Source organism: Hydrocarboniphaga sp. FW305-C-57 (assembly GCF_058783045.1).
In genome coordinates this window covers 128,777-146,287 of sequence record NZ_JBYSYG010000001.1, presented here as the reverse complement: position 1 = coordinate 146,287, position 17,511 = coordinate 128,777, and the positions used below count along the sequence as shown (strand labels likewise).

At 64.1% G+C, this 17,511-nt stretch carries 12 protein-coding genes and 3 pseudogenes; 6 read left to right on the top strand and 9 right to left on the bottom strand.

All coding sequences use genetic code 11. The features are described 5' to 3' along the window. The first annotated feature begins 97 nt into the window (after positions 1-97). Positions 98-1,570 (top strand): annotated as a pseudogene (locus AC3WUM_RS00645) (GH39 family glycosyl hydrolase). 102 nt (positions 1,571-1,672) lie between these two features. Here the strand turns inward: AC3WUM_RS00645 and AC3WUM_RS00640 are convergent. The 5 genes and pseudogenes from AC3WUM_RS00640 to AC3WUM_RS00620 all read right to left on the bottom strand — a co-directional run bounded on the left by AC3WUM_RS00640 (position 1,673) and on the right by AC3WUM_RS00620 (position 7,233). Beyond that, positions 1,673-1,969, bottom strand: coding sequence for a hypothetical protein (locus AC3WUM_RS00640; RefSeq protein ID WP_492408134.1), 297 nt, complete (start codon positions 1,967-1,969; stop codon positions 1,673-1,675). A gap of 41 nt (positions 1,970-2,010) precedes the next feature. Then, positions 2,011-2,955, bottom strand: coding sequence for a sugar phosphate isomerase/epimerase family protein (locus tag AC3WUM_RS00635; RefSeq protein ID WP_492408132.1), 945 nt, complete (start codon positions 2,953-2,955; stop codon positions 2,011-2,013). Positions 2,956-3,064: 109 nt separating this feature from the next. Beyond that, positions 3,065-5,536: a TonB-dependent receptor gene (locus tag AC3WUM_RS00630; RefSeq protein WP_492408131.1), complete on the bottom strand. Its 2,472-nt coding sequence runs from the start codon at positions 5,534-5,536 to the stop codon at positions 3,065-3,067. Between the two features lie 216 nt (positions 5,537-5,752). Beyond that, positions 5,753-6,165, bottom strand: a pseudogene (locus tag AC3WUM_RS00625) (DUF2569 domain-containing protein). Positions 6,166-6,426: 261 nt separating this feature from the next. Next, positions 6,427-7,233, bottom strand: coding sequence for a hypothetical protein (locus AC3WUM_RS00620; RefSeq protein WP_492408130.1), 807 nt, complete (start codon positions 7,231-7,233; stop codon positions 6,427-6,429). Between the two features lie 996 nt (positions 7,234-8,229). Here AC3WUM_RS00620 and AC3WUM_RS00615 point away from each other — a divergent pair. Beyond that, positions 8,230-8,928 (top strand): annotated as a pseudogene (locus AC3WUM_RS00615) (RES domain-containing protein); the annotation flags it as partial. 146 nt (positions 8,929-9,074) lie between these two features. Then, the gene (locus AC3WUM_RS00610) at positions 9,075-9,227 is read left to right on the top strand and encodes a hypothetical protein (RefSeq protein ID WP_492408128.1); all 153 of its coding nucleotides are present in this window, start codon (positions 9,075-9,077) and stop codon (positions 9,225-9,227) included. Positions 9,228-9,279: 52 nt separating this feature from the next. Here AC3WUM_RS00610 and AC3WUM_RS00605 read toward each other — a convergent pair whose 3' ends face one another. Beyond that, positions 9,280-10,002: a hypothetical protein gene (locus AC3WUM_RS00605; protein ID WP_492408127.1), complete on the bottom strand. Its 723-nt coding sequence runs from the start codon at positions 10,000-10,002 to the stop codon at positions 9,280-9,282. Between the two features lie 178 nt (positions 10,003-10,180). Here AC3WUM_RS00605 and AC3WUM_RS00600 point away from each other — a divergent pair, with 178 nt between their 5' ends. Beyond that, entirely contained in the window at positions 10,181-10,771 is a 591-nt protein-coding gene (locus AC3WUM_RS00600; protein WP_492408126.1) for a DUF2946 family protein, read from the top strand. Positions 10,772-10,784: 13 nt separating this feature from the next. Here AC3WUM_RS00600 and AC3WUM_RS00595 read toward each other — a convergent pair whose 3' ends face one another. Then, positions 10,785-11,138: a hypothetical protein gene (locus AC3WUM_RS00595; protein ID WP_492408125.1), complete on the bottom strand. Its 354-nt coding sequence runs from the start codon at positions 11,136-11,138 to the stop codon at positions 10,785-10,787. Between the two features lie 51 nt (positions 11,139-11,189). Continuing rightward, on the bottom strand, positions 11,190-12,797 hold the full coding sequence (gene treF, locus AC3WUM_RS00590; protein WP_492408124.1) for an alpha,alpha-trehalase TreF: 1,608 nt from the start codon (positions 12,795-12,797) through the stop codon (positions 11,190-11,192). 235 nt (positions 12,798-13,032) lie between these two features. On the opposite strand from treF, the gene AC3WUM_RS00585 reads away from it, so the two are divergent. Further along, the gene (locus AC3WUM_RS00585; protein ID WP_492408123.1) at positions 13,033-14,718 is read left to right on the top strand and encodes a Na+/H+ antiporter; all 1,686 of its coding nucleotides are present in this window, start codon (positions 13,033-13,035) and stop codon (positions 14,716-14,718) included. Continuing rightward, complete coding sequence (locus AC3WUM_RS00580; RefSeq protein WP_492408122.1) at positions 14,718-15,545, top strand: DUF481 domain-containing protein; 828 nt, start codon at positions 14,718-14,720, stop codon at positions 15,543-15,545. The genes AC3WUM_RS00585 and AC3WUM_RS00580 overlap by 1 nt, the downstream gene beginning before the upstream one ends. Before the next feature lie 7 nt (positions 15,546-15,552). On the opposite strand, the gene AC3WUM_RS00575 is transcribed toward AC3WUM_RS00580, so the two are convergent. Next, positions 15,553-17,487 (bottom strand): dipeptidyl-peptidase 5, encoded by a 1,935-nt coding sequence (locus AC3WUM_RS00575; protein WP_492408121.1) that lies wholly within the window; start codon positions 17,485-17,487, stop codon positions 15,553-15,555. Positions 17,488-17,511: the final 24 nt, after the last annotated feature.

Genomic DNA, 17,511 nt, shown 5'->3' with positions numbered 1-17,511 from the left:
CAGTCAACCACAATTACGAGGAGAGCCTCATGCCGTACGACCGTCGCCGCTTTCTGCAGCACAGCGCCCTCAGCCTCGCCGGAGCCTCCCTGCCCGCCTGGGCTCAGCAAGCGCAGGCGCCCGTGAATCTCCCACGCAAATCCTGCGCATCGAGACGCGTGAAACCGTCGGTGCGCTGCCCCACATCTGGGCCGAATGCGCGGGCTCGGATCGTGCGGCAATTACTTTGCGCGAAAGCTGGCGCCGCGACCTCGACCGCTGGCGCAATGAAGCCGGCCTCAAGCGCGTGCGCTTCCACGGCATTTTCAACGATGAGCTTGGCGTCTACGCCAGCTCCATCCTCAATCGCGGCAAGGTCGACGCGCCCAATTGGCAGAACCTGTTCCAGGTCTACGACGGCCTGGTCGAGCGCAGCATGAGCCCATTCGTGGAACTCAGCTTCATGCCCAAGCAGCTCGCCTCGGGCGATCGCAAGTTCGGCTTCTATGGCGGCAACATCACCCCGCCGGCGTCGATGGAAGCCTGGGGCACGTTCATGCGCGACTTCGCCATCGCGCTGATCGAACGCTACGGGCTGGCAACGGTGAAGAGTTGGCCGTTCGAGGTCTGGAACTAACCCAACCTGCCGTTCTTCTGGAGTGGCACGCAGCAGCAGTACTTCGAGATGTACAAGGCCACCGCGCTGGCGCTCAAGAGCGTGGACGACGGCCTGCTCGTCGGCGGCCCGGCCACCGCGCGCGTGGAATGGCTCAGCGAACTCGCCGGCTATTGCAGCGAGAACAATTTGCCGATCGACTTCTTCGCCACTCATGCCTACATCGGCGATCCTCAGGACAAGCTGTTCGGTGATGAGCGCTACCCGCTGTCGGAGATCATTCCCGAAGCCATGCGGCGCGCGCGCCAGCGCATCAACGCCACCGCTTTTGCGGGGCGCCCGCTGTGGCTCAGCGAGTGGAACTGCGACAGCCCGGCAATGATCGCGCAGGTCATCAGCGGCTGCCTCGACACCTGCCACGCGCTGTCGCACTGGGTCTTGAGCGGCACCTATGAAGAGCTCGGCGTATTCGACTACTGGATCAAGGAAGGCAACGCCGGTTTCAGCACCATGATCCAGGGCATCGCCAAGCCCTCGTTAAACACCTACAAGCTGCTGCACGCACTCGGCACGCAGCGCCTGGCCGCGCAAGGCCCGGTGCTCGCCACACGGCGTGCGGACCAATCCACCGCCGCGCTGGTCTGGAACCTTGCACAAGTGGAACAGCCCGGCGGCATTCCCGACCCCAAGAGCATCGAGCGCAAAGTCGAGGTCGAAGCCAAGCGCTTGGAGATCGGATTCGCCGGTGCTCGTGCAGGCCAGCGCGCACAAGTACGCTACGTCGACATGGAGCGCGGCTCGCCGCTGCCAGCCTGGCGTGAGATGGGCTCGCCGCGATACCTGAAACCCGAGCAGCTCGCCACGCTGCGCAAGCGCGCCGACGTGCAGCCGCACGTGACGGTGAAGCTCGATCGCAGGCAGCGACTGAGCTTGGATTTGCCAGCCGAAGGCGTGGCGCTGATCGAGCTGATCTAGCGCCACAAGGCGAGTGATGACAGAAGAACGGCGGGTCAGTTTCGCTAACCTGCCTTCCATCACGCTGGCGGCCGCAGCACCGAAAGCCCTCCGCGGTTACGGCTATTTCTTTGCAGGCAACTTCGCCAAATCCGCTTGCACATCCGCCAAGGCCTTGTCATTCACCATGTCCGGCGCGTACTGCTGCAACGACCGCAAGGTCATCGACCGCGCCATATCGATCTGCTCCTTGCCCGACAAACCCGGAATGTTCTTGTCCAGCACTGCACGCGCAGCCGGATCATCGAGCAAGGTCCCCAGCTCCGTCTCATCGACCGAATACGCTGCCGCAGCAGAGCCGACCACGGGCATGCACAACAGCGAGACCGCGCACACGGAAGCAACAAGAAAAGAACGCATGACGTAACCCCTTTGATCGCAATCGAAGCAAAAACAAACTTTCAGAGTTCCAGCGCATCGAGGTAAGCAAAGCTGCGCCGTGCAGCCTCGATCTCAGGCATCGAATACGGCGGCTCCTGCTCTACGCAGAAATGGCGCATGCCATCGGCCATCGCAGCGCCGACCACCCGTTTCCAGTTGACGATTCCCGCGCCCACTTCCACCGTCGCCGCCTTGAGCGCGGTGTTGACCTGATGTGCCGCCGCCAGATCCTTGACGTGCATGAGTCGAAAGCGGCCCGGGTAGGCCTTGATGAGTTCCACCGGATCATGTCCCGCCGCCACGACCCAGCCAGCGTCCATGTGGAAATGCACAAGCTTCGGATCGGTATGCTCGAGCAGCATGACCAGCCCATTGGTTTCGCCGTGCGGCACGAACTCGGGGTTGTGGTTGTGATACGAGAACTTCACGCCATGACGCTTGAACGCTTCGCCCTTGGCGTTGAGAAATTCCGCCGTGCGCAACCAGTCGTCGCGGTGAATGCTCGAGGACACGCGCTGAAACATCAGTTCGAGGCTTTCGCCCGACTGTGGCCGCATCTGCACGCCGTCGGGCAGCGGGAACAGTGTGCAGCTCAGGTAATCGGCATCGAGCGTGTGCACCGCTTCGGCGATCTTGCCGGTTTCGTCTTCCAGGCTGAGTCCGCCGCGCAGCGCCTTGGGCAACACGTTGAGACTCGAACAGCGCAGCCCCGCGCGATCAAGCCCGGCCTTCACTGTTGTTGCCGCATGCACGTCGAGCGACAACTCGACTTCACGGTAGCCGATCTCGGCGACCGATTTCAGCGTGCCCTCGATATCCTTGCGAAAAGCCCCGGCGAGCACATAGAGATTGAGCCCGAGCGGCAAGCCCTTGCGGCCGAATACACGTTGTGGTGATTTTGCGAGCACCGCGCTCGCACTCGCTGCGAGCGCGAACACGAGAACTGCGCGTCGGCCCATGGTCATCGGCTTCTCCTGCGGGTGCAGCATCCATCGATGCGGCACCCGAAATAGGAAAGCCGACCAAGGCGAAGCCCTGGCCGGCAATGAGGAAAGACGGTTGATCAGCGCAGGCTCAGCGCGCTCCGAACGAGTAGCGGATGCTGGCGCCGACTTCGCGCGGCGCCGTGTAGCGCACGTCATTCATGTACGGACCGGCCATCGAGGTGCCAACGGCGGTCTGGTATGTCGGCGGCTGCAGCTGCTGATAAGGCGTGACAGCCCGACCGTTGCTGACACCCAGCAACTGATTTTCGTCGAGCAGATTCTTGGCGAAGATCGAGAACTCCCAGGCGCCATCGTGGCTGCGCACACCGGTGTACAGATTGAGGATGCCGTAGGCGCTGACGTTGTCGTAAGGGTTGTTCGGATCCTGCGTGTTCTTCGGGTTGTAGGTGTACAGACCGCGCACGAAGCCATCGAGATTGTTCGGCAGTGGCTGCGTGTATTCGGGCTGCAGCACCGCAGTCCAGTACGGCGTGAACGCCAGGCGCTGATTGATGTTGCAAGCTGCTACGACGTCGTTGCCGCCGGCAGCCTGCTTGATCTGATCCACCGTCGGAGCGGGCGGATTCTGGTCCGGCTTGCCGTCGCCGTTGAAGTCGTTGCACGCCACGGTGCCATTGTCGATCTTGCCCTTGGCGTAGCTGAAAGTCGCGCTGATGTTGAAGCGCTCGATCGGCCGCGCTGCAATCTCAAGCTCGGCACCGTTGACCACCGCATCCACGTTCGACACGAAGTTGAAGGTGTTCGGCACTTCACCCGAGCGCCCCAGATCAACGAAGTACACCAGCGGCCCGCGATACAGATAGTCCTTGAAATCCTGACGGAACACCGACGCATTCACGCGCAGGCGACGATCGTAGAAATCGGCCTTGAAGCCGGCTTCGTATGACTTCGAGGTTTCCGGGTCGAGCTGCGTGAACTGCGTGAGACGCGGCGTGAGCGGACGGAAAACACCGACCGCGTCGGCGCCATCGCGCCAAGACTTGCCATGGTTGGCGTAGACCATGAAGCCGTCGGTGAAGCGATGAGACAGCGACAGGTTGTAGATGGTCGGCGTTTCCTTGGTGTGGACGTCGTTGAGCACAGCGCCGTTGACGCGAAGGCCGTTATAGGTCTTGAACTCGATGCGACGCAGGCCGGCGGCCAGTTCGGTCTTTTCGGTGATGTGCGCAGTCAGGTTGGCGAAGAACGACGTCTCGTTGACGCCACCGTCGCGGCGGATCGGCGTGTAGGCGACCGAGGCCGGACGCACCGTGGTCGGACTGGTTTGAATACCGATGAGCGTGGGGTTGACGACGTCGCTCGGCGTATTGGTCTCCAGGTGGAATGCGCCGATGGTGTAGTCGAAGTAGTTGAACACGCGCTCTTCGGACGACAGCCGCAGTTCGTGCGAGGTGTGGTCGAAATGCTGATCCAGCGTCTGGAAGAACTCGTAGTCCGGCGCGATGTCCGCGTGATCGAGCGGTGAGTTCGCATCGACCGCCTGCTCGATGTACGAGCCCACGTAGCTGAGCTTCTGTCCGCGCACCCGCCAGTCGAGCTGAGCAGTGAAGATGTCCTGCTTCTGCGTGGTGTCGCGCGGGGAATCGTAGATGCCCAGGCGATCGCCCGCGCCAATCTCCGGATACTGGTCGTTGTCGACCACCGGAGCCGTCGGATCGGCCAGATGGAACGACTGCACGCCGCTGAATGCTCGCACGTCGCGGCGCAGCGTTTGGTACATCAGGCTCGCGCTGATGAAGTCGGAAGGCTCGAACAGCAGGCTGCCGCGGAAAGCTTCCGTCTGGGCGCTCGGCTTGATGTCGCTGTGAATGCTCTTGATCTGGTCGTAACGGTTGCGATCATCAATGCCGGCGATGCGCACCGCGAGCTTCTCTTTGATGATGGGCATGCTGAAGGCGCCCTGCACGTTGAGACCGTCCAGGTTGCTGCGCGTGACCATGCCGTAGCCGCCGGATTCGAACAGATCCGGCTTCTGCGTGGTGGCGGTGATCGACCCCGACGGCGACGCGCGGCCGCGCAGCGTGCCCTGCGGCCCACGCAGCACTTCGATCTGCCCGAGATCGAACATCGATTGGAACAGGAAATTGGACTGAATCGGTGCGTCGTTGAGATAGAACTCGACCGTCGGCGTGGCACCCGATTCGACCTGGAACGAAGCGCCGCGAATGGTCGCCGAGGTGGTGTAGCCGGTGTTGCCCGAACTCATGGTCAGGCCCGGAACGATGGCCTGCACGTCTTCGAACTTCTGGATGTTGAGCTTTTCGAGGGTTTCGTTGGTGACGGCGTTCACCGTCTGCGGAATATCCTGCAGGCTTTCAGCGCGACGACGCGCGTTGACGATGATTTCTTCGATGCCGACCACTTCCTGATGCGCTTCGGTTGAAGCGGAAGCCGGCGCCGCCGTTGCGGGCTCGGCGCTCGGAACTGCCGGCGTGGCCGCACCATCGGTCAGGCCAGTGTTCGACTCGTCCTGCGCCTGGACTACGCAAGGTGCCACCGTCAGGCTGACGGCAATCAGCCCTGTGCTTACTGCTTTCATTGTCCCCTCCAACGATTTCGTATTTTGTTTTTGATCAACAATGATGATGATTTTGCAGTCTCGACCCTACGACCTGTCAAGCATTTCGTTTGAGATTGGCCTTACCAACTGATTTGGAATCCTGCAGGAGATCCCGCAACTCGTCCACCGTTGATTTTTCTCACGCTCTGACAATCGGGCTCCTGGTCCTGTGCATCGCCGAGGACCGCGTTGGGGCTACAGGACGAAGGTTGCCTTCACTCGTTTCGAGACTCGCATATACGGAATCCAGATCGCGGCGACGACGGTTGCGCGCAGGATGTCGCGGAACATCAGCGGGTCCAATGCCAGCTCGTCTGGCGAAATGCCCAGAACGGCGGCCGCGTCGAAGCACACCACGAACAGGCTCAACACGAGCATCGAACTGTAGAACGAGGGAAGCTGCGCCGCCGCTTGAAGAGCAGGAACGCCGCATAGACCCAGGCGATGCCGAGCGCGAGATTGCCGATCAGCTCGACGATGATCAGCGGGGCCCACATCGGATGATAGATGTCCGTGCCCGGTGTCGTGAGGATGCCCCAGGCCTCGGTTGAGAAGACGTCGCGGTAGGTCTGATAGATCGATTTCAGGCACAGGAACGGGGAGAACACGACCCCGATCGCCACGAGAATCACCAGCCCCCGATTCCCTCGATGTTCTCGAACTTGTTCACCCTGCCCCCTGGCCCGCGTGGGTCGCTTCGGTGACGTTTTCCCTGCCGGTGAGTGTCCGGCAGCGGCCGATCAAACGCGAGTGCTGCCGTCGCATGGCCTTCGGCTGATTTCGATGACGCAAACTGCGTGGCAACACCGCGGCCTCGGTGTCGAAGTTTGGAGCGGTGAGTCGCGGACTGCAGGGGGCGACTTCCCTGCTCAGCTGCGCTTGGCTTTGGCGGCTCTTTTGATGGCGATGGCCTGGCGGATGCCGCGGCGGCGCTCGATTTTCTCCACCGCTTCCGGCCACGAGCGCGTGGCGAACTGCGGATGTTCGATTCGAGCTGGATCGACGAGCGACAGCGGGTCGATGCCGTGCTCGATGAAGACGCTGAGTCCCTGTTCCAGATCGGCGATCTCGGCGATGCGCCAGTAGGCTTTCTTGAGCTGGCCGGAATCATCGAGGCTGGCCAGATAGTGCGCCACGATCTGCAGGGCAACCTGGGCCTGGGCCAAGCCTTCTGGCGTGCGTTTCTCGGCCAGGTCGGCCAGGTTGCAGATGCGGCTCTTGAGGCACAGCAGTGGATGCAGCACGTGGATCGTGCCGCCAGCGACGTCGATCGGGACCGCGAGCGCTCGGATCTCTTCGTTGTTCAGGCCGTGAACCGCGTTGAGGATGTCGATCAGCAGCGACTCGCCGGTCTGAGGCGAGGTGAAGACAATGGTGCCCACGTTGATGGTGTGATCGTCCATCTTCGCGAGCCGCAGTTTTCCGCCAAGCTCTCGGCTGAGGAATTCGGCGGCTTTTTTGTTGGCGAGGAAGTCCGCGTCTTGCGACAGGTACGGCGCCTGGGTCTGCGGCACCTGGATGTCGTAGTACAGCGCCCAGGCGGTGATCGATTGCCCGCCCACCAGCACCGTTTGATCGGCACCGGGCAACGCCTTCAGGTGCTGGACCAGAAAGCGGAAATCGTCGGGGGAGAACCAGCCGTAGTCGGCGGTGGTCGAGCCTACAAGCTCGGCCAATGACGGACCTTCATGTCCGAGGCGGACACGCCCTGGAACAAGCTCGCGTTTGCGATGACCTGGAGAGCCGATTGGCCCGCTTTGCCCATTCGATCCTTGAAGCGAGCCTGACGCTCGGCTTTGGACGCAAGAACCCGACGGCGCGATGCGGAATCGCGCTGTTTGCTGCTCCGCGGTGAGCGGATGGACGGAGACCGGGCCATGGCTGAGCAGAATCTAGGCTTTACTCGTTCGGTCGTCAATAGCGAACGCGAACGCAGAGGGTTCGCAAGCGACTGTTACAGAAAGAAATTTGTCAAAAAGAGACGAAACGATGCGAGCGGGTGTCAAGGACTGATGTTCGATCCGCGCCAGCCCGGCAACCTCGCAGGTTGGCCGGGCCCGGGCTCCATCGCACCTTGCTTCCGTCGAGGCGGAAGTTCTCTCGTCGCGGCGTCCGGTGGGCCGTCGCGATCAGCGGAACCGAGTCTGGCAGCTGGATCCCCGTATGGAATCCCATCGTTCGATGGTCGGATAAACCCCTGGGACGTTTTGTCCATTTACTGTTTAGTCAGTCTGCGTATACTGCAACGCAACATGAGTCGCAGAGCGATGGTTCCGGCTCATATCCAGTCTCCTCCAGAAGGGCTACGCGCCCTTCTCGCACCTTGGCCCCCTTCCTTGGGGGCTTCTTTTTGTCCGCGATTCGGCGGTGCCCATCGTTCGCACGCCCGGCTGCGCAAACCGCGGAGCATTTTCCGTGGGATGCATCCGGATTCGATCGACTCCCTGCCCGGTCTCCCCTGTGCGATGCGAGGGGTTCTGAGTCTAAATTGTATAAAGTTTCTATTTTGATTAAAAAATCACAACCTAAAATCTCGTAGCGGGAGTGCCATGGACGAGTTCGCCCTGTGTCATGAATGTGCGGAGGACCAATACGTGGTCGATCACATCCCGCGCCATGCGCGTTAGCGGTGTGTTCGGGCGTAGCAACTGGCTGATCTGCGCAAACCTGAGATGCGCTCGAACTTCGATCTTGCCCCCGTGCCGGTGCATGAGAGCGCGCCGCAAATCGGCGATGGCATGGACTACGTCGTGCAAACGGTGCTGGGTCAGGATCTCGACGAGGATTTTTTGAACGAGGTGGTCGAGGCGATCTGCCGCAACGAGTACAGCGGGCACGATGAGCCGTTCTGGGATGCGGATGGCGGTACTTACGTCGGCGCGCGGATTCATACGCGGTTTCTGCACGACGACTGGTACTACCGGCTCAATGAGCTCAAGCGCAACCACCGGTTCTTCAGCGCCCAGGCCTTGCAGCTGTTCAAGGATTTGTTCGAGGGGGTGCACGCACTGCGGGATGGCAACGCGCCGGTGGTCCGTGAGCTCGACACGAACCAGCGAATTTATCGTGCGCGTGTGACGCCGCTGGAGACTATGCAACGCGTGGTCGATCAGCCCTACATGCAGGTCGGGCCGCCGCCTCATCTGGCGCGTGCGGGCCGGATGAACGCCGAGGGTATCGTGGTGTTCTATGGGGCCTTCGAGCCTGAGACTGCGGTCGCGGAACTGCGGCCGGCCATCGGCCACCAGATCGCCGTGATCGCCGTGATCGCCGTGATCGCCGTGATCGCCGTGATCGCCGTAAGGCCAACGCGGATACTCAGAATCCTGGATTTCTCCCGCCTGGAGCGGGTACGCGCTCCAGGGAAGACGCTGAGCTACTTCGCGCCGGATCGCGACCAGCAGATTAAGCGACACCGGTTCCTGAGCGAGCTGCATCAGCTGATTACCCTGCCGGTGGTACCCGGCAACGAGCCCGACTATGTGATCACCCAAGCCATGGCCGAGTACCTCGACATGTGCATGCCGAGCGCTTCGATGGCGTTTGCTTTCGCTCCGCCCAACATCAGAACGGCACCAACCTCGTGCTGTTCGCCGAGCCCGATACGGTGGAGCCGCGGTCCGAGTTCAATCTGAGTACGTGCCGGAAAGCTTGGAATTTCGGGCAGTGACGTCAATCCGCTACGTCTCCGAAGCTCAGCCCCATGACGTGCTACCAAACGGTCAGCTGTGGTTTCGTGAGTGGGATATCGACGATGAAGACGACGCTTGAAACGCCGCGCCGCCTGAGTCTGGCGCGACGCCGTCGATGATCTCACTCGTGACGAGGCTTGGGGCTACACGGGGTGCGGTCTCGGGAGCCGCTGGCTGATCACGCTCAATCGCCCGCCGCACCCGGTGAAACACCAGAGCCGGGACGCCGAAAGTGAGCGTCAGCTGGGTGAACAACACGAGCCAGGCGCCACCGAGCATCGATAGCGTCATGTAGGCCCGCAAGTTCGTCGGGCCGTGAAACAGTTCCCGCAGCTGGGGCAGGAACACCATCCACGTGACCGAGAACAACAACCAGAGCGCGAACAGCACACCGGCGAGCCGCCTGGATTCCCCCACTAGACGAATCCGAGTGGCATCCACCCGCTGGATATGGTGCTGCACGATGCGCAGCTGCCCCCAGCGTAGCTCCGGATGACGGCTCATAAACGCGATCAGGGTCTCGCGCAGTTCCGATGAGACATGCTTCATTCTCATGCGAGCGCGGAACTGATGATCGTGGAGCCCCTCGGCGTAGAACCATCGCTGCTCGGGTGTGAGTGATTGTCCCAGGGATTGCAGCAGTTGCAGCGTGTGCTCGATATCTTTGCGCTGCGAATCTCGATACGAGACCAGCACCGCGATCAACGCGGCCGAAGGCTGGGGTGGCGTGGTCTGCGTGGTCAGCAGTTCCATGTCGTCGGCCGCCGCAGCGTGCGCCAATCCCCCGAGCATCGCCGCCAGCAACCAACCCGATGCCCGTGCCCCCGATCGCAATGCCCTCATCACGGCTCCCTCGTGTTCACGATGATCCCTGCTCGCCTTGCCCATAATTCCAATGTTTGATCCGGACGACGACTCCAACGGGACAGGTATGGAAGACTGGGTTTTCCGCGCGCTCGAGAAATGGCCCAAGGTGCCAGCGCTGTTCGGCTGGCTGAGCCTGGACCGGCGCGGGCGCTGGTACGTGCGCGGCGAGCTGATCAGCCGGCCGCAGATCATCGACACCATCGGCCGCAACTACGAGGCCGACGAGCTCGGGCGCTGGTATTTCCAGAACGGGCCGCAGCGCGGCTACGTGAGCTGCGAGACCGCGCCGCTCGTGCTGCTCGCCCAGCCCGACGGCAGCCTGCTGACGCACAACGGCCTGCGCGTGCGTGCGCCGCGCCTGGCCTGCCTCGACGAGGAAGGCTCGCTGCTGATCGTCACCGAGCATGGCCCGGCCGCACTCGATGCGAGCGATCTCGATTGGGCGCTCGCGCGCCTGCGCGGCGTCGACGGCGCGGTGACCGAAGACGAGCTGCAAGGCGCGCTCGAGCAGGCCAGCGGCGAGCCGACCGCGCTCACGCTGGTGCTCAGCGTCGATGCGGACGAGCTCACGCTGCCGGTGAAGCGGCTCGATCTCGCGGCCGCGCCGGCCGAACTCGGCTACGTGCGCGATCCTCAGCCCGACGCCGCGGGCTGAGGATCGCGCAGCTTCAAAGCGGCAGGCTGCCGTCGACGGCTTCGCCGTAGACGTTGGCGGGCTCCCGCACTTCGTAGACGCACCAGCGGTAGCGCTCACGAACCTCGTCGGGCACCTCGGGCGAACGCTCGGTCAGCACGCTCATGCCGAGCACGCTGCCGATACGGCCGTCGAGCAACTCCGCATTGAAGTCTTTCTTCGGCGAGAAGTGCAGCTGCTGCCTGAGCGCATCGACGCCCAAGCGCGTCGCGCCCAGGTTGATGTAGAACACCAGATCATCCGGATCGATTTGCGCCCGGTTCCTGCTGTGCTCCATCACCTCGAACTTGCAGTCTTCCACCGTTCTCAACACCAGCTGCTCCGCCATCTCCGATCTCCCTTGTCACCGCCATCGTCGCGACCGCTCGAGCCGTCTCGCTCAAGCCTGCGGATGCACGTCGGCCTGTTGCGGATAGTCCTTGAGCAGGCGGCGCGTCACCCCGTTGGTCCAGCCGAAACCGTCCTGCAAGGGATATTCGCCGCCGCGTCCACCGCCCGGAACCCCGCGGCATTCGCCGCGCAGGCGATATTTCTCGACGAGCTTGTACTGGGTCTTGTAGACGCCGACCACGGTGTCGATCCAGCGCTGCGCGATGTCGCCCGCGAGTTCGTCGTGCCGATAGCGCCTGAAGCCCGCCACCGCGAGCCACTGTAGCGGAGCCCAGCCATTGGGCCGGTCCCATTGTTCGCCCGACTCGTGCTCGGTGGTCGAGAAACCGCCCGCGGACAGCAGGCGCGCGCGCACCGTGCCGGCGAGACGATCGGCCTGCGGCAGGCTCGCGAGGCCCGCGAACAGCGGCGCGACGGTCGCCGCGGTGAGCACTTCGCGCTGCGCTTCCTGGTCCCAGTCGTAATCGAAGAACGCGCCGGCCTGTTCGTTCCACATGAGTCGGTGTGTAGCCTCGCGACGCCGGGCCGCCTGCTCGGCGAAGCTCTGCGCGGCCGCCTGGTCGCCGACCTGCGCGCTGAGTTCGGCGATCGACTGCTCGAGGCGGAACATGAAGCTGTTCAGGTCGACCGGCAGGATCGCCGTCGTGCGCGTGGTGCACAGGCCGCCGTCGTCGACGCACCAGCGCGACGAGAAATCCCAGCCCGAGGCCGCGGCCGCGCGCAGGTCGCGATAGACCACGTGCGAGTTGCGGTCGGATCCGCGCGCGGTGGTCACGTCTTCGCGATACGACTCCTCGCGCGGGGTGTCGCGATCGTCCCAGTAACGATTCAGCAGCCTGCCATCGAGCGTGCGCACCACATGGCGATGCTGCTCGCCCGCACGAATCTCGTCGGCGCCTTCCATCCAGTACGCATGCTCCTTGCGCAGCTGCGGCAGGTAGTCCTCGGCGCGGCCGATGCCGTACTGATGGAACAGGTCCACCATGAACACGAACATCGGCGGATGCGAGCGGCTCAGGTAGTAGGTGCGGTTGGCGTTCGGAACATGGCCATAGGTGTCGATGAGCCAGGCGAAGTTGTCGGCCATCGACTTGATCAGGTCGAGCCGCCCGCTCGCGGCCAGGCCGATCATCGTGAAATACGAATCCCAGTAGTAAAGCTCGGCGAAGCGGCCGCCCGGCACCACGTAGGGATGCGGCAGCGGCAGCAGCGAGGAGCGCCGCGGATGCTGCTCGGGCAGCCGCGTCAGCACGTCCCAGAGGTGGTCGATGTGTTCGCAGAGCGAACGCGAGGGATCGGAGCGATATTCGCCGTCCACCGCCTGCGGCAGCTCGAAATGCTCGAGCACGAAGGCCAGCAGGTCGAAGCCGGGCTGCTGCTTGCGCAGGCGGTAGGCGTCGAGAATGGCGGTCGGATCGAAGCGCGGCGAGCAGTCGACGAAGGTCTTGCCATCTTCGAAGATGCGGTTCAACTGAACGTCGACGAACAGCTCGTGATAACGATCGGCCGGGGTCAGCGTATCGGCCGCCGGCACGTGGCTCAGATCGCGGTCGGCATGCACGAGACTGGCGGCGGTCATTTCGGTCGGAGACAGCATTCACGCTCCTGAGCCGGGCTGCGCGGACCCGGCACTGCTTTCATCACGGGACGCGGCAACAAGCCGCCGCGCGTATCGGGCCATTGTGTCGGCGGTCACGCGACCTTCCCTGAATCGCCACCCGCCGCATCCTAGAGAACATTGCCTACAGCGGCAGCGGCCGGAGCGAATCGCCTGGACATGGCTCGCGACAAAAAACTGTGCAGAAGCAAATCCAGACGGTAGATTCCGGCCAATGCACGCCACCATTCTCGTTCTCACGCTGCTGCTTTGCGTAGCCGCGTCCGCCGTCATTCTTCGAGTCTCCCGCCTGCCGCTGCCGCTCACGCAGATCGCGCTGGGCGCCGCGGTGACGATTCCGGAGCACGGCATCTACGTCGACCTCGAACCGCATCTGTTCCTGCTGCTGTTCGTGCCGCCGCTGCTGTTCGCCGATGGCTGGCGCATGCCCAAGCGCGAGTTCTTCCAGATGCGCGAGCGCATCCTGGGCCTGGCTTTCGGTCTGGTGCTGTTCACCGTCGTTGCGGTCGGCTCGCTGCTGCACTGGATGGTGCCGGGCCTGCCGCTCGCGGCCGCGTTCGCGCTCGCGGCGGTGCTGTCGCCGACCGACGCCGTCGCGGTCGCCGCGGTCGCCGGCCGGGCGGGCATTCCGAAGCGCCTCATGTACGTGCTCGAAGGCGAGGCGCTCATGAACGACGCCTCGGGCCTGACGGCGTTCAAGTTCGCGGTCGCCGCAGCGATGACCGGAGCCTTCTCGCTGTCATCGGCCTCGCTGAACTTCGGCTTCGTCGCCATCGGCGGCCTGCTGCTCGGCATCGCCATGGGCTGGGGCATGGCGCTGTTCCAGAAGTGGCTCGCGAGCTGGAACCAGGTGCAGGCGCAGGGCATCATCGTGATGACCCTGTTGCTGCCGTTCGCCACCTATCTGCTCGCCGAAGAATTCGGCACCTCGGGCATTCTCGCCGCGGTCGCGGCGGGCATGACGCTGAACCTCAAGAGCGACACCGACACCAGCTCGGTTTCGGGCGCCGAAACGCGCATCGCCACCACGCACATGTGGCGGATGATGGAGTACGTCCTCAACGGCGTGATCTTCGTGCTCATGGGCATGCAGTTGCCCGACATCATCGGCGAGGCGCTCACCGATTCGTTCTACGAAGGCGGGCTCAAGGACACCAGCGAACTGCTGATCTACTCGGTGGTCACCTGGCTCGCGCTGTTCGTCACCCGGCTGGCCTGGGTCTGGGGATTGCTGCACGTCACGCATCTGGTCGGCCGTCTGCGCGGCACCGCCACCGGCCCGCGCCAGCGGCCGCGCAAGCGCCTGGTGGTGGCAACCGCGCTCGCCGGCGTACGCGGGGCGATCACGCTCGCGGGCGTGCTGTCGGTTCCGCTGCTGCTCGAAGACGGCTCCGAATTTCCGCAACGCTCGCTGATGATCTTCATCGCCGCGAGCGTGATCCTGATCTCGCTGATCGCCGCCGCCACGGGCCTGCCCTGGCTGCTGCGCGGCATGACTGTCGACGAGGATCCGGAAGAGCAGGAAGAGCAGGCCGCGCGTATCCGCGCCTGCGAAGCGGCGGTCGCGGCCATCGCCAACGCCGCGCGGCAGGACGATCCGAATCACGACGAAGCCTCCAGCGACCCGTCGCCGGTCTCGGCCGCGGCTTCGCGGCTGATCCAGGCCTACCAGTCGCGCATCACCACGCTGCGCGTCGACGAGGCCGCCGCCGAAGGCCTGCTCGAGCGCAGCGCCGCCGATCGCATGCTGCGCCTGGTCGGCGTGCGCGCCGAACGCGAGGAAGTGATGCGCCTGCATCGCGAGGACGAGATCAACGACGTGGTGCTCAACGCCCTGCTCTACGAGATCGACATGCGCGAAACCTCGCTGACCTCGGGCTCGCGCAAGCGCGAGCATTGATGCGCGGCCGGCTTGCGAAGCGCTGTCGTCCGGCGCTGACGGGCGGCCTGCTGGCGATGTGCGCCGCTGCCGCGCAGGCCGAGCCGGCCTTCGATCCGCTCGACGAAGCGCAGGCCCTGCAAGCGGCCCCGGCCAGTGGCGGCGACCTGAGCCTGGGCCTGCTCGCCAATACCGGCAACACGCGCTCGTCCACCTTGACCGCACGCGGCGCGCTCGACCAGCACACGACGCGATACGACAACCGGGTCGATCTGCTCTACGTCGATTCGCATGCGCGCGGCGAACTCGCGGACCGCAAGTTCAGCATCGCCGACAAACTCAAGCTCGAGCTCGGCCGGCGGAACTATGCGTTCGGGCTCGCGCACTACGATCACGACGAGGTCGCCGCGATCCGCGAGCGCGTTTCGCTCGCCGCCGGCCTCGGCCGCCACCTGCTGCGCGGCGCCGACCAGCTCGATCTCGATCTCGGCCTCGGCTGGTCGAACGCGCAGGCGCAGGACGAAGACGGCTTCGAAGGACGCGCGATCGGTGTCGTCGGCGCCGTCTACGTGCATGCCTTCAATGCGCAGTCGCAGTTCCGCCAGACCGTGCAGACCGAGTTCTCGTCGTACAACCTCTACCTGGCGAGCGTCTCGACGCTGAGGCTCAAGCTCAGCAAGCGCTGGTTCGTCTCGCTCGATTACGAGCTGCGCCACAACCGCAAGGCCGCGGCGGGCATCGAGCACACCGACGAGATCCGCTCCGCGAACATCGGCTTCGATTTCGGCAAGGCGCCCGCGCAGCAGCCGGGTTCCGAACCGCTGCTGGAAGCGTTTCCGCAAAACTGAGCGACGGCTAGCGCAGGTTCTCGATCGGCACGGGCTCGATCGCATCGGCCGGCGTGAATCCAAAGACGCGCCCGTAGAAATACAGCTCGGCCGACAAGGCGCGCTGATTCGTCGCCGCCGCGCGAAAGCCATGTCGCTCGTCGGCGAACGCGACGTAGGCCACCGGCAGGCCCTTGCGCTTGACCGCATCGAACATCGCCTGCGCCTGGTTCGGTGGCACCACCGGATCCTTGAGTCCCTGGAACAGGATCAGCGGAGTCGACAGTCGATCGACGTGATGGATCGGCGACCGCTCGACATACACCGAGCGCATCGCCGGATACGGACCGACGAGGCTGTCGAGATAGCGCGATTCGAACTTGTGGGTGTCGCGCGCGAGCGTTTCGAGATCGCCGATGCCGTAGTAGCTCGCGCCGGCCTTGAAGGTATCGCGAAACGTCAGCGCGGCGAGCGCGGTGTAGCCGCCCGCGCTGCCGCCACGGATCGCGAGCTGATCGGCGTTCGCAAGCCCGTGCTCGACCAGATGGCGGGCCGCGTTGACCGCATCGTCGACATCGACGATGCCCCAGCGGCCCTTGAGCCGTTCGCGATATGCACGGCCGTAACCGCTGCTGCCGCCGTAGTTGACGTCGACGACCGCGAAGCCGCGACTCGTCCAGAACTGCGTCGAGGCTTTGAACGTCGGGCTCGCGGCGCTCGTCGGGCCGCCGTGATTGAGCACGAGCAGCGGCGGCGCAAGGCCTTCTGGCGCGTGGAAGTCCTTGTTGCGCGGAGCGTAGTAGAACGCGTGCACGATCTGCCCGCCGGTGGTCGGAAACGTGATCGCCTGCGGAGCCGACAGATAGCCTTCGTCGACGACGAGCGGGTTCGAGCGCCGCAGCACTTGCGACTGCCCGCTGCAGAGGTCGACGCGTACGATCGAGGCGGGCTCGGACGGCGATCCGCCGATGAAGAACACGCCCGCCGCACTGACGCGCAAGGCGCCGATGTCGCGGTACGGCGTCGGAATGTCGCGCTTCTCGCTCGTCACCGGATCGATCAACGCGAGCGAGAAGAAGCCGTCGCTGCTGTAGGCGCAGACGATGCGGCCCTGCGCGTCGAAAGCGTACTGCGAGGCGCCGAAGGTCCATTGCGGCACGCCGAATTCGGCCTGCAGCGGACACAGCGCGTGCGCCTCGCCATCGCGCCAGGCGTAGAGATTCCACCAGCCGCTGCGATCGGACACGAACACGAGTTCGCCGCCCGGCGACCATTCGGGCTGGAAGATCGATTCCTGCTCGCCGCCCGCGATGCGGCGCGCGTTCGCGAGCGAGCCGTCGTCGGCGAAGTCGGCGACCCAGAGCTCGGTGCCATCCCACGGCAGGTTCGGATGCCTCCAGCAGATCCATGCGAGCTGCCGGCCATCGGGACTCGGCCGCGGCGACGAGTAGAAATCCGCGCCCTGCTGCAGCAAGCGCACGGCGTGCGGCGCGCGCAGGTCGATTGCGACGAGCCGGTTGACCGGCTCCTGCCCAGCGTTCTCGTGCGATTCGCGCACCGCGATCAGGCGCTGGCGCTGCGCATCGACGACGAGGTCCGCGTAGCGATGCGGATCGCCCGCGACGATGCGCTCGGGTTCGGCATGTTCTTCGTCGAGCCGCAGGCGATACAGCGCCTGGTCTTCGTCGTTGCAGCCATAGAGCCAGCCATCGTGCAGCGTGATCGCACCGCCGCCGTATTCGTTGGCACGCGTGCGCGGACTGAACTCGGGCGAAGTGAGGTCTTCGATGCGCTCACCGCGCTTGCGCACGAGCACCGAGCGGCCGCCTTCGCTGGCCCGGCTTTCGAGCCAGTAGACGTCGTCTCCGTCGAGATGGATCGCACTGAGCCCCAGCGATTCGCCGAACACCGCTTCGACGCTGATCGGCGAGGCCCAGGCTCCGGGCTTGCGTTCCATGCTCATGTCCGTGACTCCTGTCGAAGGATG